The 21,505-nt window shown below is 65.1% G+C and carries 17 protein-coding genes; 7 read left to right on the forward strand and 10 right to left on the reverse strand.

All coding sequences use genetic code 11. The features are described from left to right. Positions 1-22: 22 nt before the first annotated feature. From bamB to ndk, 6 genes are all read right to left on the reverse strand, one after another. The gene (gene bamB / locus ACFPME_RS00385) at positions 23-1,219 is read right to left on the reverse strand and encodes an outer membrane protein assembly factor BamB (protein ID WP_377300897.1); all 1,197 of its coding nucleotides are present in this window, start codon (positions 1,217-1,219) and stop codon (positions 23-25) included. After that, complete coding sequence (locus tag ACFPME_RS00390) at positions 1,216-1,866, reverse strand: YfgM family protein (protein ID WP_377302796.1); 651 nt, start codon at positions 1,864-1,866, stop codon at positions 1,216-1,218. Before ACFPME_RS00390 ends, bamB begins: the two co-directional genes overlap by 4 nt. 181 nt (positions 1,867-2,047) lie before the next feature. Continuing rightward, positions 2,048-3,049, reverse strand: a complete 1,002-nt coding sequence (locus ACFPME_RS00395; RefSeq protein WP_377300899.1) for a helix-turn-helix domain-containing protein — start codon at positions 3,047-3,049, stop codon at positions 2,048-2,050. Then, positions 3,046-3,834 (reverse strand): type IV pilus biogenesis/stability protein PilW, encoded by a 789-nt coding sequence (gene pilW, locus ACFPME_RS00400; RefSeq protein WP_377300901.1) that lies wholly within the window; start codon positions 3,832-3,834, stop codon positions 3,046-3,048. The genes ACFPME_RS00395 and pilW overlap by 4 nt, the downstream gene beginning before the upstream one ends. Then, a complete protein-coding gene (rlmN, locus tag ACFPME_RS00405) occupies positions 3,824-4,957 on the reverse strand; it encodes a dual-specificity RNA methyltransferase RlmN (RefSeq protein ID WP_377300903.1) in 1,134 nt (377 codons plus the stop codon). Before rlmN ends, pilW begins: the two co-directional genes overlap by 11 nt. Before the next feature lie 28 nt (positions 4,958-4,985). Next, positions 4,986-5,411, reverse strand: coding sequence for a nucleoside-diphosphate kinase (ndk, locus tag ACFPME_RS00410; RefSeq protein ID WP_140656098.1), 426 nt, complete (start codon positions 5,409-5,411; stop codon positions 4,986-4,988). A 233-nt stretch (positions 5,412-5,644) separates the two neighbouring features. Between ndk and ACFPME_RS00415 the strand changes: the two genes are divergently transcribed. The 6 genes from ACFPME_RS00415 (at position 5,645) to ACFPME_RS00440 (ending at position 15,152) form a co-directional block, all read left to right on the forward strand. Continuing rightward, a complete protein-coding gene (locus ACFPME_RS00415; protein ID WP_377300905.1) occupies positions 5,645-6,259 on the forward strand; it encodes a TetR/AcrR family transcriptional regulator in 615 nt (204 codons plus the stop codon). 46 nt (positions 6,260-6,305) lie between these two features. After that, positions 6,306-8,693, forward strand: coding sequence for a 3-hydroxyacyl-CoA dehydrogenase/enoyl-CoA hydratase family protein (locus ACFPME_RS00420; RefSeq protein ID WP_377300907.1), 2,388 nt, complete (start codon positions 6,306-6,308; stop codon positions 8,691-8,693). Between the two features lie 204 nt (positions 8,694-8,897). After that, positions 8,898-10,103: an acetyl-CoA C-acyltransferase gene (locus ACFPME_RS00425; RefSeq protein WP_377300909.1), complete on the forward strand. Its 1,206-nt coding sequence runs from the start codon at positions 8,898-8,900 to the stop codon at positions 10,101-10,103. Positions 10,104-10,299: 196 nt separating this feature from the next. Beyond that, positions 10,300-11,586 carry an Nramp family divalent metal transporter gene (locus ACFPME_RS00430; protein ID WP_377300911.1) on the forward strand — a complete coding sequence of 429 codons (1,287 nt, stop codon included), beginning with the start codon at positions 10,300-10,302 and terminating at the stop codon, positions 11,584-11,586. A 132-nt stretch (positions 11,587-11,718) separates the two neighbouring features. Then, positions 11,719-14,181, forward strand: coding sequence for a DEAD/DEAH box helicase (locus ACFPME_RS00435; protein WP_377300914.1), 2,463 nt, complete (start codon positions 11,719-11,721; stop codon positions 14,179-14,181). Continuing rightward, positions 14,178-15,152: a ribonuclease H-like domain-containing protein gene (locus ACFPME_RS00440; RefSeq protein ID WP_377300916.1), complete on the forward strand. Its 975-nt coding sequence runs from the start codon at positions 14,178-14,180 to the stop codon at positions 15,150-15,152. Before ACFPME_RS00435 ends, ACFPME_RS00440 begins: the two co-directional genes overlap by 4 nt. 261 nt (positions 15,153-15,413) lie before the next feature. Here ACFPME_RS00440 and ACFPME_RS00445 read toward each other — a convergent pair whose 3' ends face one another. Beyond that, on the reverse strand, positions 15,414-16,814 hold the full coding sequence (locus ACFPME_RS00445; protein ID WP_377300918.1) for a tyrosinase family protein: 1,401 nt from the start codon (positions 16,812-16,814) through the stop codon (positions 15,414-15,416). A 327-nt stretch (positions 16,815-17,141) separates the two neighbouring features. Between ACFPME_RS00445 and ACFPME_RS00450 the strand changes: the two genes are divergently transcribed. After that, positions 17,142-18,284 (forward strand): helix-turn-helix transcriptional regulator, encoded by a 1,143-nt coding sequence (locus tag ACFPME_RS00450; RefSeq protein ID WP_377300920.1) that lies wholly within the window; start codon positions 17,142-17,144, stop codon positions 18,282-18,284. A 335-nt stretch (positions 18,285-18,619) separates the two neighbouring features. Here ACFPME_RS00450 and ACFPME_RS00455 read toward each other — a convergent pair whose 3' ends face one another. The 3 genes from ACFPME_RS00455 to ACFPME_RS00465 all read right to left on the reverse strand — a co-directional run bounded on the left by ACFPME_RS00455 (position 18,620) and on the right by ACFPME_RS00465 (position 21,472). After that, complete coding sequence (locus tag ACFPME_RS00455; RefSeq protein WP_377300922.1) at positions 18,620-19,222, reverse strand: hypothetical protein; 603 nt, start codon at positions 19,220-19,222, stop codon at positions 18,620-18,622. 89 nt (positions 19,223-19,311) lie between these two features. Further along, positions 19,312-19,710, reverse strand: a complete 399-nt coding sequence (locus ACFPME_RS00460) for a hypothetical protein (RefSeq protein ID WP_377300924.1) — start codon at positions 19,708-19,710, stop codon at positions 19,312-19,314. 322 nt (positions 19,711-20,032) lie between these two features. Then, a complete protein-coding gene (locus tag ACFPME_RS00465; RefSeq protein WP_377300926.1) occupies positions 20,033-21,472 on the reverse strand; it encodes a c-type cytochrome in 1,440 nt (479 codons plus the stop codon). Positions 21,473-21,505: the final 33 nt, after the last annotated feature.

The following is a 21,505-nucleotide window of genomic DNA, read 5'->3' on the forward strand; positions in this document are numbered from 1 at the left end:
GATATGTACTTCGTTCCAGCGATCAGTGCGCAGACAGACGGTAGGCGCCGATGCGGCCCTCCACGTCCTCGACGTAGACTATGTCGCCCACCACCAGCGGTTGGGCGCGGATCGCCTTCTTCGACAGACGCTCGCGTGCGGCCAGGGCACCGTCGCCCGTCTGCAACCAATGCACGTAACCTTCCATGTCGCCTACCACGACATAATTGCCCTGCACGGCGGGACCGGTAAGCCAGCGGTACTTCAGGGCATCGTTCTTCCACATGTCGGCGCCGCCGTTCTTGTCGAACGCCCACACCTGCGATTGGTCATTGACGCCGAAAATCGCATTGCCACTGACCGCCAACGAGCCGAAGCTGGAGAAGGGGTGTGACCACAGCGGCCGGCCGCTGGGCCCATCCACGGCCACCAGATTGCCGTGATAGGCGGTGCCGTAGAGGACGGGGCCGTCGAGCAGGATCGCACCATCGACGTCGTTCAAACGGTCGATCTCAGTGCGGCCTTCGCCGCTGGACAGCTTCTGCTCCCACAGCTTCGAGCCATTGTCCTGCCGCAACGCGACGAGTTTGCCGTCGTCGCTGCCGAAAAACAGCACGCCGTTGGCAGCCAGCAACGGGCCGTTGCCACGAAGGCTCAGCAGCGGAACGCTGCCCTGGTCATACGCCCAGCGGCGCGCGCCGCTGGCACTATCCAGCGCGTAAACCCGTCCATCGCCGGTACGCACGACGACCAGATCGCCGACGATCACCGGCGAGGCCAGCACTTCCGCGTTCAGCTCGGCTTCCCAGCGCGGGCTGCCGTCCTTGGCGTTCACGCCATAGACATGGCCATCCAGGGTTCCCACGGCGAGCAGATCGCCGGCGACTGCCGGTCCGCCGGCATAGAGGGCGTCCTTGCGCTTCTTGTCGCCCCAGCCGAACCACCCATGCGTGCGAGAGCTCTTCGACCACAAGGTCTTGCCACTGGCCGCATCAATTGCGGCCAGCTTGCCGTCGGTGCTGTCGGCGTAGAGCACGCCATCGACCACGGTAGGCCGGAGGCGCGCGCCACTGACGCCCGCGCCATCGCCCACGCTGGTGCGCCACAGACGGGTCACCTGCAAGGTGGGTTTGAAATCCTTGGCCAGCGGTGTCGGCGGCTGGACGTTCTCCTTCTTGAACGAGTGGCAACCGGCGAGGGTTACCAAAGAAGCCAGCGTGATCAGTAGAAATCGTTTCATGCACCCTGCTTCCCGGCCACAGCCAAATCATCGAGTTTCATCTGCAGCGCCCCGCGTTGCGGCGCCTCTCCGCCGAGCTTCGACAAAGCCATCTGGTAGGCCTTGCGTGCATCGTCGGAACGTCCAAGCTTGACCAGCACATCACCGCGGAGTTCCTGCGCCAGGCCGGGATAGTCACCCGGCGGGAGACGATCCAGCGTGGCCAAAGCAGCCTTGCCATTGTCGCGCGCCATCTCGACTTGCGCGATGCGCAGCAACGTCAACGATTTCAGGGCCTGATCGACGGCATGACCCTGTGCCCACTCCAGCGAGGCCTCGGCCTTGTCCAGCTGTTTGGCCTGCACCTGTTGCCTGGCCCGGTTGCTGACTGCGAAGACGGCGTACGGTGACTTCGCGTAGTCCTTCATCAACTGTTCGGTCAATTGCGCGGCCCTATCCGTCTTGCCGGATGCCTGTGCGATCTGCACCTGCTGGTAGAGCTGCGAAGCTTCACTTTCATGACGCGCCTGATGGTTGCGCCATTGCTGCCACCCAAAAATGCCGACCAGACCGATCGCGATACCGACAATGATCGACACGCCGTTCTCGCGCAGCCACTTCTGAACCAGCTCGCTCTGTTCGTACTTGTCGTATTCTTCAAATGCCATGCAATCACCTTTCAGAAGGCTGCGCACCCGCAAGCGCGTGCACTGGCCTGCGCGGTAAGCAAAGGAAAACTCTGGATTATGTTGGCGCCGATTTTATCCGGCCGCTCGCGTTCGTCCGTTACCGGACGACCAATGGGCAAGCATACCCGAAATGCACTGCCCGGAGCGTCCGGGCCGGTGATCAGAGGCTTGCGGCGGAAGCCTTGCCGTCCTGCATCTGCAAGCGGAAATGGGCCACGTTGGCGCGGCGGAAATCATCCAGGGTCACCGACTGGCCGTCGATGCTGATCTGCGCAGCATTGGCGTTGCCGATGCGCACTTCCAGAGGTTGATCGCTGCGATAAGTTTTGCTGCTGCCGGCTGGCAAGAGGCCGTACTCCAGGCGAGCGCCGTCCGATCCGGTCACTTCGACCCAGCTGGCTGCATTGAGGTTGAGCGTCAGGCTATGGCCACCGGTGCCGGCATCGACCGCAGCAGGCTTGACCGGCGACGACAGGTTGGCGCTCTCAAGACTGGGGAACGCCGCCATCGATGCCATCAGCGGCTGATCCTGATCCTGCACCTTCGGGAGCATGATTTTGGGCGAAGTCGCCGGTGCCGTCAGGAGGCTACCCGGGGCTTGGCTGACGGCAACCTTTGCGGCCGGCGCGTCCACCTGAGCCACCGGTGTTGCATCCAGCGGCGCCAGGTGGCTGAGGTCGCGATCGATGGTGCCGCGCACGCCAAGCCAGATCATCGGCACCACGATCACCGCAGTAAGCACGACGTAAGTCGCTGCTGTGGCATAGCGATCGAACAGAAAGCGGGAATGCGAGATACCACCAGTGGCCACCAGCGGTGGTTCGATCTGGCGAATGCGATCCACTTCGACCTGGATCGTTGCCTCGTTGATGCCGAGATGGTGGCCGTACTTGGCGATATAGCTGCCCAGGTAGATCTTCGAGTCGATGCCGTCGTACTGATCGCGCTCCAATTGGCGCAACACTCGGGCGGGCAGCTTCAGGGCATGCGCACAAGCCTCGAGATCCCATCCACGAGCTTCACGCGCCGCATGCAGCCGACTGCCGAAACTCACGCCGTGGGGCTGTGAGGAAGGCTGGTCTCCACAAATCAAATGAGCGCCGAACAAATCGACCTTGCTCGACTCGTGTTGTTCGTTCGGATCGGACTGCGTGGATGTCATGGGCTGGCGGCAGGTTCGAGAGTGTGCGCCTGCTCCGAATCCGGGAACTGGCTGAGCAATCGCTTGCTGTAGACAAGGGCACCTTCCGGGTTGCCCAGACGGGATTCGACGTCGTGACCAAGCTTCAGTGAGGCGGCCGTAGGTTTACCCAGTGCGTCGAACCGCTGGATGAAAGCCCTGGCGCGAAACATATCCTTATTCAGATAGAGCGTGTTGGCAAGCTGGAAGAGTGCCTCTGCGTTATTGGGATTTCGCGCGATGGCGTCACGAAAACTCGCCTCGGCCCCCTTTACATCGTTGGCCCGCAACTGACACACGCCTTCGTTCGTCAGCGCCACGTCGGGCGTCTGGTAGAACGGATCGGCCACCGCCTTGCGAAAATACCCATTCGCCTCGGCAGCTCTGCCTGCGTGGCACAGAAACACGCCCAGGTTGTTGTTGGGAGCACCCTTGCCCTGCTCCAGGGCCACCGCTTTGCGGTAATGCTCCTCGGCCTCGGGCAGCTTGTGAATGCGCTCGTACAGGACGGCGATCACCGTATGGGCCGGTGCATAGTTCGGATCGAACTGCAAAGCCTTGGTCAGCTTCTCAAGCGCCGTCTCGAGGTCGCCATTGGCCATGTAGCGCTGGCCCAGCTCGGTATGGATGCGCGCGGCATCCACCGCCTGGTCCGCCTTGCTGCTTTGCGGCATGCTCTTGCCGAGACTGCTGCTATCCGTACGCGTGGTGACGCAACCCGCCAGCGGCAGCAGCAGGCTGAAAACGAGTACCCGGTCAACTCGCATGCAATATCCCCTCATCCTGCCGCTTGCGAAGATCGGCACTGCGCCGCGTGCGATCGGTGATCTGTCCGGCCAACTGGCCACAGGCAGCATCGATATCATCACCGCGGGTACGCCGCAACATGGTCAGCACACCGGCGTTGAGGAGCTGCGTCTGGAAATCGCGGATGTCGTTCGCATCCGAGCGCTGGTATCGCGTGCCGGGGAACGGGTTGAACGGAATCAGGTTGACCTTGCAGGTGGGCAGCTTGCGCATCAGTTTGATCAACTGGCGGGCGTGCTCGGGCTGGTCGTTGATACCCTTCATCAAGGTGTATTCGAAGGTGATCGAGGTGCGCGGCTTGCGCGCGACCCAGCGCTGGCAGGCTGCCAACAGCTCGGCGATCGGGTAGCGCTTGTTGATCGGCACCAGCTCGGTGCGCAGCTCGTCGTTCGCCGCATGCAGGGATACCGCCAGCGACACGTCGATGGCGTCAGACAACTGATCGATCAGCGGCACCATGCCTGCAGTGGACAGCGTGACGCGCTTGGCCGCCAGCCCAAAACCGAGGTCGTCGCGCATCAGGCGCATCGCCCGCACGACATTGTCGAAGTTGGCCAGTGGTTCTCCCATGCCCATCATCACCACGTTGGTGATGCGACGGTTCAGGTGGGTGACGTTGCCCAGATACTTCGCCGCCACCCATACCTGGCCGATGATCTCGGCCGTGGACAGGTTGCGGTTGAAGCCCTGCGCGCCGGTAGAGCAGAAGCTGCAGTTCAGCGCGCAACCGATCTGCGAGGAAACGCACAAGGTGCCGCGGGTCGGTTCGGGGATGTATACCGTCTCGATCGCGTTGCCGCTGTCCATGCCCAGCAGCCACTTGTGGGTGCCGTCAGTGGCGGCCTTGTCCAGCAAGGTCTTCGGCACCCCGATATAGCAGACCTCAGTGAGCTTGGCGCGCAGCGCCTTGCCCACGTCGGTCATGTTTTCGAAGTTGTCTTCCAGATCGTGGTAGATCCACTTCATCACCTGCTCGGCGCGATACGGCTTCTCGCCGATCTGCGTGAAGAAATCACGCAGACCCTGGCGATCGAAATCGAGCAGATTGACCTTGGCAGGTGGATTCACAACGACCTGGTTCACAACGCATGCCTCACAACTATGGAATCGCTCAGCGCGACAGCACGTCCGTCGCGGCGAAGAAATAAGCAATCTCCACCTTGGCGGTATCGACCGCATCGGAGCCATGCACGGCATTGGCGTCGATGGAATCGGCGAAGTCGGCGCGGATCGTGCCGGGCGCGGCTTCCTTCGGATTGGTGGCACCCATCAGATCGCGATGGGCCAACACGGCGTTTTCACCCTCGAGCGCGGTGATCATCACCGGGCCGGAGATCATGAAGTCGACCAGTGCCTTGAAGAACGGACGCTCGCGGTGCACCGCGTAGAAGCCTTCGGCTTCCTTGCGCGACAACTGCTTCATCTTCGCGGCCACGATCTTGAGGCCGGCCTTTTCGAAGCGTGCGTAGATTTCACCGATGACGTTCTTGGCAACGGCGTCGGGCTTGATGATGGAAAGGGTGCGCTCCAGCGCCATACGGGTCTGCTCCGGGGGAAACGGATTAAGGAAAAGGGTCGTGGCCAGTTAGGGCCGGCAGATGAGCTAAACCTGACAAGGATTGAGGCCTTAGCTCATGAAAGTTTGACAGATTCTAACTCATACGCAAATAACCTGCGCTTTGCAACCGCCCCGGTTTGACGGCTGCGGAGCCCTCCGCGTATCCTCAAACGATCGTTTGAACTAGCCATTCGGCTGATGGGTGCTCCGCAGTGAACAGCTCTGGCTCGACCAAGGAACGGATACTCGCCGCCGCCGAAGTATTGTTTGCGCAGCGCGGCTTCGATGGCGCCTCGTTGCGCCAGTTGACGGCCGCGGCCGGTGTCAATCTGGCGGCGGTCAACTACCACTTCGGATCCAAGGAAAAGCTGGTCGAGCAGGTGTTCCGCCGCCGGCTGGATGCGCTGAACGCCAGCCGGCTGGCCGCGCTCTCCAGGATTGCCGGCGCTCCCGACACCAGCGTGGAAGACGTGCTGGATGCCTACATCCGCCCGGCGCTTGACCTTTCGCACGATGGTAGCGGCTCCTTGTTCATGCGCGTGCTGGCACGCGCCTTCGCCGAACATGACGACACCCTGCGCCAGTTCCTGTCGGCAAACTATGGCCACGTGATGCGTCAGTTCACCGCCGAGTTCGCCCGGCTGCTGCCGCAGCTGAGCAAGCCGGAGCTGTATTGGCGCATCGACCTGGTCACAGGTGCTCTGACTCACGCGATGTCCGGCTTCGGCATGATCCAGCGCAAGAGTGACGTCAGCGAGCACGCCCATCGCGAGCAGACCGCGCAGCATCTCATTCGTTTTGCCGCAGCCGGCCTGAGCCACCCCTGATTTCCCGCCTCAATCATCCATTTCTGTTTGTTCCCCGGAGAAGCCAATGACCGTTGCCTCGTCAACCAGCCCCACACTGCGCATACGCAAGGCCGCCGTGCTGGGCGCGGGCGTCATGGGCGCGCAGATCGCCGCGCACCTGACCAATGCCGGCGTCGAAACCGTGCTGTTCGATCTGCCCGCGAAAGAAGGTCCGAAGAGCGGTATCGCGCTGAAGGCCATCGCCAACCTCGGCAAGCTGTCGCCGGCCCCGCTGGCCGACAAGAACCTCGCCGCGGCGATCGTCGCAGCCAATTACGACGATGACCTCCATCATCTGAAGGATGTCGACCTCGTGATCGAGGCCATCGCCGAGCGGATGGACTGGAAGCTCGATCTCTACAAGAAGATCGCAGGCCATCTGTCGAAGACCGCCATCATCGCCTCCAACACCTCCGGCCTGTCGATCAACCAACTGGCCGAAGCGTTGCCCGAAGAGATGCGCCACCGCTTCTCCGGCGTGCATTTCTTCAACCCGCCACGCTACATGCATCTGGTCGAGCTGATTCCGACCAGACTCACCGACCCAGCCGTGATCGAAGGCCTCGAAGCCTTCCTCGTCACCACGGTCGGCAAGGGCGTGGTGATCGCCAAGGACACCCCGAACTTCATCGGCAACCGCATCGGCGTGTTCTCGATGCTGGCCGCCATGCATCACACGGAGCAGTTCAAGCTGGGTTTCGATACCGTCGACGCATTGACCGGCCCGGCCGTAGGCCGCCCGAAGAGCGCCACCTACCGCACCGCCGACGTCGTCGGGCTCGACACCATGGCGCACGTCATCAAGACCATGGCCGACACCCTGCCCGAAGATCCGTGGCACCCCTACTTCAAGGCGCCGGTGTGGTTGCAGGATCTGATCGATCGTGGCGCGCTGGGTCAGAAGACCGGAGCGGGCTTCTACAAGAAGGTCGGCAAGGACATCGTGGTGCTCGACCCATCCGCAAAGGATTACCGCGCATCGGAGCAGAAACCGTCCGACGAAGTCGCAGCGATCCTGGCGGTCAAGGATCCGGCCGAGAAGTTCGGCAAGCTGCGTGCGTCGGGCGATCCCCAAGCGCAGTTCCTGTGGGCCAGCTTCCGCGACCTGTTCCACTACAGCGCGTATCACCTGGCCGACATCGCCGACACGGCGCGCGATGTGGATTTCGCGATCCGCTGGGGCTACGGCTGGAAGCTCGGCCCGTTCGAAACCTGGCAAGCCGCCGGCTGGCAGCAGGTCGCGGGCTGGATCAACGAAGACATCGCCGCCGGCAAGGCGATGAGCAAGGCGCCGCTGCCGGCGTGGGTCACCGATGGCCGCAAAGGCGTCCACGGCAAGGATGGCTCGTACTCGGCCAGCGCCAACGCCGACAAGCCCCGTTCGCAGCATCCCGTGTACCAGCGCCAGCTGTTCCCCGATCCGCTGATCGGCGAGAAGTTCGACCAGGGCACCACCGTGTGGGAGAACGACGGCGTGCGCCTGTGGACGCTGGGCGATGACGGCATCGGCATCCTCTCGTTCAAGACCAAGATGAACACGGTCAACGACTTCGTGCTCGACGGCGTGCAGCACGCGATCAAGCTGGCCGAGGAAAAGCTCAAGGCGATGGTGATCTGGCAGACCGGCGAGCCGTTCTCCGCCGGCGCGGATCTCAAGGGCGCGCTGGGTCTGCTCAAGGAAGGCAAGATCGCCGATTTCGAGAAGATGGTGGAGAACTTCCAGCGCACCAGCATGGCGATCAAGTACGCGCTGGTGCCGGTGGTATCCGCTGTGCGCGGCATGGCTTTCGGCGGCGGCTGCGAGTTCCAGATGCATTCGGCCCGTACCGTGGCAGCGCTGGAAAGCTATATCGGTTTGGTCGAGGCCGGCGTCGGCCTGCTGCCGGCCGGCGGCGGCCTGCATGAACTGGCCGTGCGCGCCGCCAAGGCAAACCCGGCCGACCCATTCGAGGAGCTGAAGAAGGTGTTCGAGACCGTGGCGATGGCCAAGGTCTCCGCCAGCGCGTTCGAAGCGAAGCAGCTTGGCCTGCTGCGCGACGGCGACGTGGTGGTGTTCAATGCCTACGAGCTGCTCTACGTCGCCAAGCAGGTGGCGAACGCACTGGCCGAAAGTGGCTACCGCCCGCCGCTGCCGGCCCGTGCCATCCCGGTCGCCGGCGACGTGGGCACCGCCACGTTCAAGGCCTCGCTGGCCAACCTGCAGGCCGGCTACTTCGCCTCCGAGCACGACGTGGACATCGCCACGCGCATCGCCGACACCTTGTGCGGCGGCGTGATCGAACGCGGCTCGACGGTGGACGAGGAGTGGTTGCTGGCACTCGAGCGCAAGCATTTCGTGGAACTGGCGCAGACCGAGAAAACCCAAGCCCGCATCGCCCACACCATGAGCACCGGCAAACCGCTCAGGAACTGAGCGGCAGAGGGAACAGGGAATGGGGAACAGGGAACGTGTGGACTACAGCAAGTTGTGGTCACTGCCCTGCCCAACCCGGTTCCCAAGCTCTTTTGATTTGGAGGGTGAGAGAACGAAACGTCAGTGTCGGCAGCCCCAAACAAGCGCCACCCGCACGTTCCCCGTTCCCTGTTCCCCGTTTCCACTCCATCAGGACCGAAGACCATGAGTAAGCAAATCCAGGACGCCTACATCGTCGCCGCCACCCGCACCCCGGTCGGCAAGGCGCCGCGCGGCGTGTTCCGCAACACCCGTCCCGATGACATGCTCGCCCACGTGATCCGTGCCGTGATGGCGCAGGCTCCGGGCATCGACCCGGCGCGCATCGGCGACGTCATCGTCGGTTGCGCCATGCCCGAAGCCGAGCAAGGCATGAATGTGGCGCGCATCGGCCTGCTGCTGGCAGGTCTGCCCGACACTGTGCCCGGCGTCACCGTCAACCGCTTCTGTTCGTCCGGCCTGCAGGCCGTGGCGATGGCCGCCGACCGCATCCGTCTCGGTGAGGATCACCTCATGCTCGCTGGCGGCACGGAGAGCATGAGCATGGTACCGATGATGGGCCACAAGATCGCGATGAACCCTGCGATCTTCAACGACGAAAACATCGGCATCGCCTACGGCATGGGCATCACCGCCGAGAACGTGGCGAAGAAATGGAAGGTGAGCCGGGAACAGCAGGACGCGTTTGCCGTGGAGAGCCATCGTCGCGCCCTGGCCGCCCAGGCCGCCGGCGAGTTCAACGAAGAGATCAGCCCGTTCGCGCTGGACGACCATTACCCCAACCTCGCCACCCGCGGCATCGTCACCGACAACCGCATCATCGGCGCCGACGAAGGCCCGCGTGCCGGCACCACGCTGGAGGTGCTGGGCAAGCTCAAGACCGTGTTCCGCAACGGCCAGTTCGGTGGCACCGTCACCGCCGGAAACTCTTCGCAGATGTCCGACGGCGCTGGCGCTGTATTGCTGGCCAGCGAAAAGGCGATAAAGGAATACAGCCTGCAGCCGCTGGCCCGCTTCGTCGGCTTCTCCGTCGCCGGCGTGCCGCCGGAAGTGATGGGGATAGGCCCGAAGGAAGCGATCCCCAAGGCGCTCAAGCAGGCCGGCCTCACCCGCGACCAGCTTGACTGGATCGAACTCAATGAAGCCTTCGCCGCCCAGGCCCTCGCGGTTATCGGCGACCTCGGCCTCGACGCCAGCAAGGTCAACCCGCTCGGCGGCGCCATCGCTCTGGGCCACCCGCTCGGCGCCACCGGCGCGGTACGCATCGCCACACTGGTGCACGGCATGCGTCGCCGCAAGCAGAAGTACGGCATGGTGACGATGTGTATCGGCACCGGCATGGGCGCGGCGGGGATTTTCGAAGCGCTCTGAGAGGCGCGCCAGGCTGATCCGGGCAGCGGCGGCGAGGCGATGCGGCGCCGTTGCCCGTCGGCAGGCCGCGACGCCAACGAGCCATGGCGTTCACCGCGCCGACGCAGCGGAGCCCTGAGGCTGCGACCATGCCCGCATTGCAGTCCAATGGCCGTCCACCCTCACCTTAGCCTGCTCCCGCACCGGATACACCAGCATGGCCGTTCGCACCAACACTGAAGACGGTGGCCCGGAAACTCCGCCATGGGCCAACCTCGGCGCTGGCCTGATCACCGGCGCGGCGGACGACGACCCCAGCGGCATCGCCACCTATTCTCAGGTGGGTGCCGCGTTTGGCTATGGCATGCTGTGGGCAGCGCTGGTCACGATGCCGCTGATGATCGCGATCCAGGCTATCAGCGCCGGCATCGGCCGGGTCACCGGTCACGGGTTGATGGAGGGCATGCGCCGGCATTACCCGCGCACGCTGGTCTATGTGCTGGTGGCATCGGTCTTCATTGCCAACGTGATCAACCTGGCGGCCGACATCGGTGCGATGGGCGCGGCGCTGAAACTGCTGATCGGCGGCCCGGCGCTGCTGTACGCCGCTGGCTTTGCGGCACTGTCGATCGTGCTGCAGATCTTCATTCCGTTCACGCGCTACTCGCCGTTTCTCAAGGTCCTCACCATGAGCCTGTTCGCCTACGTGGCCACGGTGCTGGTGATCGAGGTGCCGTGGGCAACCGTGCTGAAGAGCATCGTGATGCCGCCCATCAGCTGGGATGCAAAGTACGCCATGGGCCTGGTCGCCCTGCTTGGCACCACGATCAGCCCGTACCTGTTCTGCTGGCAGGCGGCGGAGGAGGTGGAGGAGATCGACTCGAGCCGGCAGCGCAAGGCGCTGCGCGAAGCGCCCGAGCAGGCGCATAGCGCCTTGCGGCGGATCGGCATCGACACCACCGTCGGCATGGTCTTCTCCAACCTGATCGCGTTCTTCATCATCCTCACCGCCGCCGTGGTGCTGCACGCCCACGGCAAGACCGACATCCAGTCCTCGGCGCAGGCTGCCGAAGCGCTGCGGCCGCTGGCCGGCCCGCTGGCGTTCGCGCTGTTCGCCGCCGGCGTCATCGGTACGGGCCTGCTGGCGGTGCCGGTGCTGGCTGGCGCCACCGCTTACGCCGTTTCCGATGCATTCGGCCAACGCAGCGGACTGGAACGCAAGCCGCGTGATGCCCGCTTCTTCTACGGCGTGCTGATCGGCTCCGCCCTGCTCGGCATCGCGCTCAACCTCACTCCGCTGGACCCGATCAAGGCGCTGTACTGGAGCGCGGTGATCAACGGCGTCGCTGCCGTGCCGCTGATGGTCGTGATGATGCTGATGGGTTCGAGCCGCAAGCTCATGGGCGAATTCACCATGCCATGGCCGCTGAAGCTGTTCGGCTGGATGGCGACGGCCGCGATGGCCACCGCCGCGCTGGTGATGTTCGCGACCTGGGGCCACTGAAACACGCCGCCAGTCGTCGACGTCAATTCTCGTACGAAGGGCCTCACCCGGGGTCGCACCGAGCCGGCGACACCATCTCACCCGCTGAGACACCGCCCCGGCCTAATGCCCCCACATTTCCGGGGACATGCCATGAACGCCTTGCCTGACCGCTACGCCACCGACGACCTCGTGCTGCGCGAGCCCGGCGATGGCCGCACGCTGGCGCAGCGGCTGTCGAAGCGCTATGCCGCGAGGATCACCAGTGCGTTCATGGTGCCCGGCCAGGAAGGATCGTTCGCGCCCCTGCCCGATGGCTTGCCGCCCGCACTGGCGCAGGCCCTGCGTTCGCGCGGCATCGACCAGCTCTACAGCCACCAGGCCTCGGCCTGGAAGGCCACGCAGTCCGGAGCGCACGTCGCCATCGTCACGCCCACGGCCTCCGGCAAGTCGCTGTGCTACACGCTGCCCGTCATCAGCGCGGCGATGACCGATCACGCCAAGGCGCTGTACCTGTTTCCGACCAAGGCGCTGGCGCAGGACCAGGTGGCCGAGCTGCTGGAGTTGAACCAGGCCGGCGAGCTTGGCGTGAAGGCGTTCACCTTCGACGGCGACACGCCCGGCGATGCGCGCCAGGCGATCCGCCTGCACGGTGACATCGTGGTCAGCAACCCGGACATGCTGCACCAGGCCATCCTGCCGCATCACACCAAGTGGGCGCAGTTCTTCGAGAACCTTCGCTACGTGGTGATCGACGAGGTGCATACGTATCGCGGCGTGTTCGGCTCGCACGTGTCCAATGTCATCCGAAGGCTGAAGCGCGTGTGTGCGTTCTACGGCGTGACGCCGCAGTTCATCCTGTCCTCGGCGACCATCGGCAATCCGCAGGAACACGCCGAGGCATTGATCGAGGATGCCGTCACCGCGATCACCGAAAGCGGCGCGCCCACCGGCGACAAGCACGTGCTGCTGTGGAACCCGCCGGTGGTGAATTCCGACCTCGGCCTGCGCGCCTCGGCCCGCTCGCAGACCAATCGCATCGCGCGGCTGGCGATCAAGTCGGGCATGAAGACGCTGGTGTTCGCGCAGTCGCGCACGATGGTCGAGGTGCTCACCAAGTACCTGAAGGACGTGTTCGACCACGATCCGCGCAAGCCACCACGCATCCGGGCCTACCGCGGTGGCTACCTGCCGAAGGAACGCCGCGCGGCGGAACGCGAGATGCGCGCGGGCACGATCGACGGCATCGTCAGCACCTCCGCGCTGGAACTGGGGGTGGACATCGGCTCGCTCGACGTCGTGGTGCTGAACGGCTACCCCGGTTCCGTCGCGGCGACCTGGCAACGCTTCGGCCGCGCCGGCCGGCGCCAGCAAGCGGCACTGGGCGTGCTGGTGGCCGGCTCCGATCCGCTCGATCAATACCTGGTGCGCCATCCGGAATTCTTCCAGGGGGCCACGCCCGAGCACGCCCGCATCCATGCCGATCAGCCGCTGATCCTGCTCGACCACATCCGCTGCGCTGCGTTCGAGCTGCCGTTCGTCGGCGACGAGATGTTCGGCACCGAAGTCGCCACGCCGTGGCTCGATGTGCTGGGCGAGGAAGGCGTGCTGCATCGTGAGGGCGATCGCTGGGAATGGATCGCCGACAGCTACCCGGCCATCGCCGTGTCGCTGCGCTCGGTGGCGGATGGCAACTTCGTGGTCGTCGATCGCACCGACGGCCGCCAGACCATCATCGCCGAGGTCGACTATTCGGCCGTGCCGGTGACGCTGTACGAAGGCGCCATCCACATGATCCAGTCCACGCCCTACCAGGTCGAGCGGCTGGACTGGGAGGGCCGCAAGGCCTATGTCACGCGCACCAGCGTCGACTACTACACCGATGCGATCGACTACACCAAGCTCAAGGTGCTCGACTGCTTCGACAGTTCGCACGCCGGCTGCGGCCACGCGCATCACGGCGAGGTACACGTGGTGCGCCGCGTGCCCGGCTACAAGAAGATCCGCTTCTACTCGCACGAGAACATCGGCTACGGACCGGTCAACCTGCCGGACCAGGAGCTGCACACCACGGCGGTGTGGTGGCAACTCCCGCAACGGGTGCTGGAATCGGCGTTCGAGAATCGGCAGCAGGCACTCGACGGTTTTCTCGGTGCCGCCTACGCGCTGCACATCGTGGCCACCGTGGCGGTGATGGCCGAAGCGCGCGACCTGCAGAAAGCCGTGGGCTCGGGTGACGGCGCATGGTTCGTCAGTGCCGACCTGCACGGCCGCGGCCAGCTGCGCAGCGGCGACGGACAACCGACGGCGCTGCCGCCGGATGCGCCGTTCACGCCAACCGTCTACCTCTACGACACCTTTCCCGGCGGCATCGGCCAGAGCGAGCCGCTGTTCCTTCGCCGCGAAGATCTGATTGCCCAGTCGATCGCCCTGATCGAACGCTGCGACTGCCGCGCCGGTTGCCCCGGCTGCGTCGGCCCGGTGCTGGCTGCCGCGGAAAGCGCCGCCGACGAAACGGCCGCGTGCCGTCAAACCGACACGGCGGCGGATGGCCCGGACACCACTGCCCCGAAAGCCCTGGCGTTGCGCGTGCTCGCCCTGCTGGTGGCGCTGTGAGTGCACTGCTCGACAGACTTCGCCAACTGCACGCCGAGGCGGGACAGCCTGCGCCGTCCGCACTTCGCTCCAGCGCTCCCTCGCCAGCCTCCGCTCACGCTGAGCCCTTCGGCACGGCTCGGGACGGGCGTGACGAAGTAAAACCGAAACCGAACGGCCACCCCACCGCGGACTTCCCCGGGAGCAGCCAGGGAGCGCCGCGGCATGAAGCTAGGAGAATCACCCCCAACCAGCCACTCTCGCCCGACCTCCGTCGCCTCCTCCAACGCCATGCCCACCTGAAGCGCGGCACCAGCACTCCGGCATCCACCGACCGCGACGTCCCCGGCATCGAACTTGTCCCCGGCCTGCGCTATACCGAAACCTGCGTCGACTGGCTCACCCCGCCGACCGTCATCGACGCCACCTTCGCGCGAATGGAGCCGCTGCACCACGGGCGCCTGCTGCACTTCGACACCGAAACCACCGGCCTCGCCGGCGGCACCGGCACCCGTGCCTTCATGATCGGCGCGGCCGACTGGCTCGACGGCCGCTTCCGCATTCGTCAGCTCACCATCACCAGCATGGCTGCCGAGTCCGCCTTGCTGCGCGCCTTCGCCGGCTGGCTCGGTGACGACACCGTGCTCGTCAGCTACAACGGCAAGTGTTACGACGCGCCGCTGCTGGCCACGCGCTATCGGCTGGCGCGCATGTCCAATCCGTTGCTGGGCCTGGGCCATCTCGACCTGCTTCATCCGGTACGCCGCCACTGGAAAGGCCAATGGGAAAACTGCCGTCTGGCCACGGCGGAACGGCAGCTGCTTGGCGTGGTGCGCGAGGACGACCTGCCCGGCGCGGAGGCGCCTGCGGCGTGGCTCACCTACCTGCGGGGCGGCTCCGCGCGGAATCTGCGCCGGGTGGCGCAGCACAACGCGCAGGACCTCAAGAGCCTCGCCGGGGTGCTGCTGACGATGGCCGGCATGAATCGATGAGCCGAGCGGCCGCGGCTCGCCGCGAGGGGCCCGCGGTGGCGCTCCCAGTGGCGCTGCGTTCGCGGCGCCGCTGCAGTCCTCTGAAGCCACAGCGCGAACGCGGGAGACCGCTTTTCCGCGAACGCGTCTTCCGCCTTCGCCTGATTGGCGTCAGGCCAGGTGGCTGTGCGGGGCGCTCATCGGCGACGCCCCCGGCATGACCACCCACACCCTTCAATCCAGCTCCTCATGCCATCGTGCCTGCCGCCGCCCCTGATCTCCTTACGATGCCGTGCCCGACGTCTCCACCCTGAACTCCTTCACGGTGATCACGGTGCCTTTCTTCACCGGCTTGCTGCCGTTCACACGGATGAAGGAAATGATCAGCTTGTCGAGGTTGGCCGGTGCGATCTGGGCCAGCGCATCGGTGGCCGGATAGACCAGCTGCACGCCGTCGCTGGCCGTCGACATCGCCATGCCTTTCATCGCCAGATGGTTCAACTTGCCGGTGATCTCGAACGCCCCCAGCGTACCCAGCAGATACGTCGTCTCCGGCTGGGATACACCCGGCTGTGCAGGCAGGTTGATGTAGATCTTGTAGAAGTAGCCGGCTTGCTTGCCCAGCCCGGTCAGGCGGACGCCGGTGAGCACGATTCGCAACGAGTTGTCGGCCTGTGCCTGCACTTTCCGCGCGGCCTGCTTCAGCAGCAGCGATCGCACCTGATTGCGGTCCGCCTGGGTCAGCGGCACCACGATGCTGACCGACCTTTCGTTCAGCGCGAGGTCCTGGCCACCTCCCAGCGACATCGCCAGTGCGCCGGGTACCGGCGACGACAGCGCCTGCAACGTCACGGCCGCAGGTTGCGCGGGCGGAGGTGGCGGAGGCAACGTGGTGGGCATGATTTCGTTGTCGTACTGATAGCCGAGGCCGGTTTCGGAGATCGCCCAGGTACGCGCCATGGTGGCTACCGCTGGGCCGTAATTGAACGACCCCGACCAGTACGGGTCGGTGCGAGGCGGCATGGTCCGGCCGTTGCCGGCATGGCACCAGGCCGTCCAGAGCCGATCGATGTTGCCGTGGTGAACCCAGAAGATCGGATCCCTTGGCGATATCGTGACACTGCCCATCGCGCCACCGATCAGATTGTGCACCGGGTTGTGCGGCAGGCTTTCCAGCGTCGGCTCGAACGCGTCGGTCAGGCCGCGCTGGAAGTTGATCACGGTGTCGGCAAAGGGATTGAGGCTGAGCGCGTTGGTCACATCCGTGCCGGCGCGATTGGCGATATAGAGGGGAGAGGTAGGGTCGGTGAACTCCATGGGCATTTGCGGGGTGGTGTAGTAATCCCAGTAGGGAATGGTCAGGGCGGTGTTCGCTGCCGCCTTGCGCAACTGCGCCTCGAATCGAAACAGGAACCCGCGGTGCCAGGCAAGAAAGTACGCGACGCTGTGGGGACAGAAGTTCTTGTGCACGTTCACCCAGTACGCCCAGCTGGACGGATCGGCGGAGTTGGTATTGGCCTTCATCCGGCTTACCGCATTGAGATAAACCTGGAACATCGGCGTCGTACGGAACGTGCCCCAGTCCTGCCGCACTTTCAGTGTGGTGCCGAAACTGACGCGCGGCAGAAGAGGCACCAGCGCAGCGGTGAGCGTGGACTGGAGGAAACGCCTTCGGGAAATCATGTTGTTCTCCGGCTGGAGGTGTCGATGGGCTTTGGCAGCGGAGCGGCCGTCGCTGTGCGCCGTAGACTCCGGTTGATTGCGTGAAGCTTTTGCGATCGAAAAAACCCCGCGCCATGTGCAGGCGCCCATGACCGCCCGCGACCGCCCGCAGCCAGCACGCCCATGTAACGCCGGTTCTTGTCTACCGCGCCCCGGCGGCGCCAGACAGTCCATCGTCGGGCGCCGCCAACGGTGTCCCGGACTTTGCCGGTTCACACGTTGACCATCTTTCTACTGCTAGGTTTTTAGCTTGTCATCATCCATACGGATGAGGCATCACGTTGGGACATGTCGCCCACTGAGAGACTGCAAGTGGATCGCCGGCGCAGCACGCAGTTGATCGACGCCCTTTACGGGATGGACCTTCGTGCACCCGACTGGAACCCGTTCCTGGATCAGGTTGCGCAGGCATTTCGCTCTCATGTGGTGACCGTGCAGGTCCACGACCACGCCCATCGGCACGGCCAGCTGATGATGGCCGTCGGCCTGTCGTCGCGGCTGATGGCGCTGCATCCCTCGCTGTCCTATGAGCACCCCTGGTTCGAGCGCGGCGCCTATGCGTTGCTGCTCGATGGCATCGCCGACGATCGCGGGCTGATGCCCGAGTCCGAACTCAGGGCTACGCGGTTCTACGCCGAGTTCATGGACGAGGCCCGCATCGGTCACGGCATGGCGCTATGCATGCATGCGCGGGGGCGTGAGGACATGGCCCTGCTAACCATCAACCGGGACTGGCGAACCGGCCACTACAGCGAGCAGGAGAGCGAACTGGCGCGGTCGCTGCTGCCGCACTTGTGCAACGCCTACGCGCTGCAGCAACGGCTGGGCTGGCTGCGCCACGAAAGCCAGAGCTTCCACGCCGCGCTGGATCAACTGACCGATGGCGTGTTGCTGCTCAACGCGCGCGGCCAGCTGAAATTCTGCAACGTCGTGGCGCAGCAGATGGAGGCCGACCACCTGTTCGCCCGCCGGCCCGATGGTCGGCTGTGCCTGCACTGGCCCGCCGACGAGCAGCTTCTGCGACGCACCCTGCCCCAGCTTTGCGCCAGTCAGGCCACCCGGCCATTCATCCAGCCCCTGCACGCACGCGACGGTGTGGTGGCGGGCACGATCAAGTTCTGTCCCGCCGGCATGGTCGCCGGCACGCAATGGTCCGAGTTCGATATCCGGGTGATCGCCTTCGTCAAGAGCGTCGCCCCCGGCAATGCCGCCTGCCTTCGCACCGGCCTGCAGGACCAATGGGGTTTCACCACCGCCGAAGCCCAGCTCGCGCAATGGATGATGCAGGGCATGTCGCTCGCTCAGGCTGCCGAAAGAGGCGGGGTCACCATCAACACCATGCGCACCCATCTGCGCTCGCTGTTCGACAAGACCCAGACCCGGCGACAAGCCGAGCTCGTTCGGCTGCTGCTGCGGCTCTCGCATACGTAGAGAACGTAGAGAACGATCGGCCGCGATGTCACTCGATCGCTCCGGAGAAAACAGTCCGCCCATCTGACGCAGCCGAACGTCCGGAGGCCTCTGCGTCACCCAATGGGAGGCTGCGGGAGAAGTCCTCTTTGGCTTTGTTTTTTGGCCCCGGCGAAGCGGTCGCCAATCCCGCCGTCACGCATGCCACGCAGAAGGTGGCTGCAGTCCAGGAGACCATCGTGGAATGACGGAAAGTGTGCGTGGGGTAGCGGGGCGCCCATCGCCTGAAGGAAACGAGAACGGCGCCGTAGCGATACGGCGCCGTTCTTCATGGGTCAAGCGAAAGGCAGTGTGAGCTAGATGCCATCGGTGGCCGGCAGCGTCAGCTCCGCGCGCTGCTCGGCATCGGCCGTGTTCCATCGGCGCATGTAGTCGAGCTTCTTCGCGGTGATGTCGGCAGCGTGCTCGCTGTACCAGGCTTCGGCGGCCGGCGTGACGTCGACCCAGGCGGTCTTGGCCATCCACTCGCGGAAATCGGACGACTGCGTGCTGTACTTCGCGCCGGCCTGGTTGTGTATCGGCAACAGCGAGAAGCGCGCCTTCCACACGCCCATGCGCGGGCTGACCAGCGCGTAGTAGGTCTTGCCCGCATCCAGATGCGCCACCATGAAATCCGCGTTCTCGGCGATCACCATGAACAGGTGCTCTCCCGGCTCGGCCTGGTAGGCGACCTTGGTCTTGCTCGACACGATGCCGATGAACTTGTCCTGCTTCGCATGCGTGTCGTACACCGACGACTGGATCGCGCCGCCGAACGACGACGGCCGCATGAAAACCACCAACGCCTTGCCCGGCTCCGGCTGCGGCGCCGAGCCGCCCGACTTCACCATCAACGACGACTGGCAGCCGGTCAGACCAGCGAGCAGCAGGATGGCCAAACTCCAACGAATCAAACGCATGTTTCTCTCCTTGTGGTTGCACGACTAAAAAGTTTCGGAGTGAGCGGCCCTGGTCTCGATACTGTTGTCGATTCGCTGAGCACGATCATTCATCGGGGTCCGGTGAGCTTGCCCCGGCTACCGCCGCCGACCAGCACCAGCAGGTCGGCGTTGTCGATCCACACGGCGGATTGCACGCCTTCTTGCAGCGGGCGCGCGGCGGCGCGGGCGGCTTCGTGGTCGATGCGGCGCGAGGGATCGGCCAGATGCATGGAACGCATCTTGTCCGTATGCATGGCTTCGATATGACCCTGCATGGCGCGCTGGTCGCCGGTCAGGCCCGCAGCCTCGACGCCGGCAAGATGAGCGGCGGTGACGAGCGGATGCGTCGGGCCGGCCTGCTGTGGCCGGCGTGCGGTTTGTGCCGCGATGCCTTGTGGCGTTTCGCTACAGCCTGCAGCGGCGGCACAGGTCACGGCGGCGGCGATCGGCCAGCGCTGCATGGTCATCCATTCCCCCTGGAACTCCCGCCGAATATAGCGCAGAAGCGACGGCGACGATTCCGGCGGCGGCGATCTTCATGGCGGCAACCGCGGATCGCATCGCCTCAACGACCACCCCGAAAGCCCCGCGGCGACGCAAACAGCACCGGCCGCCGAGCGCGATGGATCGGAAAGCCCCGACCGCCGGGCAAAAAATTCCCGGCGCTGCAGCTCCTCGGAGCTCGGGCCCCGGACAAAAAAAGCTTCCTACAGCATCGCCCCTTCCGCGCGAGCCGCAGCGGAGCCGAGCATGAGCGAGCAGCAAGACGGACAGCGCGGCCGGCGCCCGTCAGAGCGCCGACAGGAACGCCACCAGGTCGCTCTTCTGCTGTGCGCTCATGTGTATGTTGAAGCGGGTGTCGTAGAAGTCGACCACGTCGCCCAGGGTGGCCGCCGAGCCGTTGTGGAAGTACGGCGCGCGCGCGGCCACGCCGCGCAGGATCGGGCCCTTGAACTTGCCGATGTCGGCCCACTTGCCGGTGATCATGGCCAGGCCGGGATCGGTGGTTTGCACGACCTTGCCGGTGCTCCGGTTGGTGAGCGTGTACAGCGGCATGTCCGCCGTGCGCCGGCTGGCGTCGGCCACGCCGATATTGACCGGCAGCGCCATCGAATGGTTGCCGATGTTGGGCGAGTTGTGGCAGCTGCTGCAGGAGCCGTGGATCACCGGGATACCGGTCACGTCGTTGAGCCCGGCCACGCCGCTGATGGCGATCGGCATGCTGTTGAACAGCTGCTCGCCGCGGGCGATGGCGGCACGCGCGCGGTCCCGCGGGTCGCGGCGGAACTGTGCGGTGGGATCGTCCCAGTCGTCGAACAGGCGCATGGACTTTTCATCGAACGCGTCGCCGGTGGGATCGTTGCCGAGGGTGTCGTTGATGCCGACCCAGAAGCGTTGCTGGGCGAGGATGTTCGCGCCGCCCATGGCATTGTCGCTGTTGAGCCGGCCCGCGCCGTTGTCGTCGACCTGCGCGGTGAACAGGTGCGTTTCGAAGTCGACGATCCGCCCGATGACGGCATCGTCGGGCGCGGCCGCCGCCTGCTCGTGGCCGAGGATGGCGTGGCGCGCCTGCGAGGCGAGGCTGACCCGCAAGTTTTCCAGGTCGATGCCCGCATCCATCGGCGGCTTGAACGGCGTGAAGGTCTCGCGCCCATCCCACATCACGGCGGTGAGCCAGATCAGATTGGTCGCCGGCAGCGGCCGGCGGAACAGCGACAGCTCGCGCGCGCTGGCGTAGCCATAGGGGTCGTCGACCCCGCTCAGGCGGAACTCGGCGTTGGCCGGCAGCGGCATGCCGATGCGCAGCAGGCCGCGGCTGAGCAGCATGGCGTAGGCGTTGCGGCGCGCGTAGACGCTCGACACATCGGCCACCGGCGACACCGCGCCGTCGACCAGGGCGAAGATGGGATCGGTGCCGCTGGTCCTGGCAAAGCGCTGGCGCAGCTCGTCCGGCGAGACCGTCCAGCCTTGCGCCTGGCGGTGGCAGGAGTTGCAGGAGCGGCCGTTGCTGCCGAAGCTCTGGAAGAACGGGTTGCCGCTGTCGATGCGGCCGCTGGGCGTGCTGGTTTGCAGCCAACCGGTCGGGTCGGCGGTGGTCAACGGATGGGCATGCGAGGGCTGGCGATCGGCCGGCTGTGCACGGGTGGCGCCGGCGGCTGCCAAGAGCATGGCCACAAGGGTGGCTGCCAGTCGCCGGCGCGCGGCGAATCGGAAACGATGATCGAACATGACGGTTGCCCCATGGCTGGTTGAGCGTTCCTC

The sequence above is a fragment of the Rhodanobacter umsongensis genome (assembly GCF_042654965.1).
GTDB lineage: Bacteria > Pseudomonadota > Gammaproteobacteria > Xanthomonadales > Rhodanobacteraceae > Rhodanobacter > Rhodanobacter umsongensis.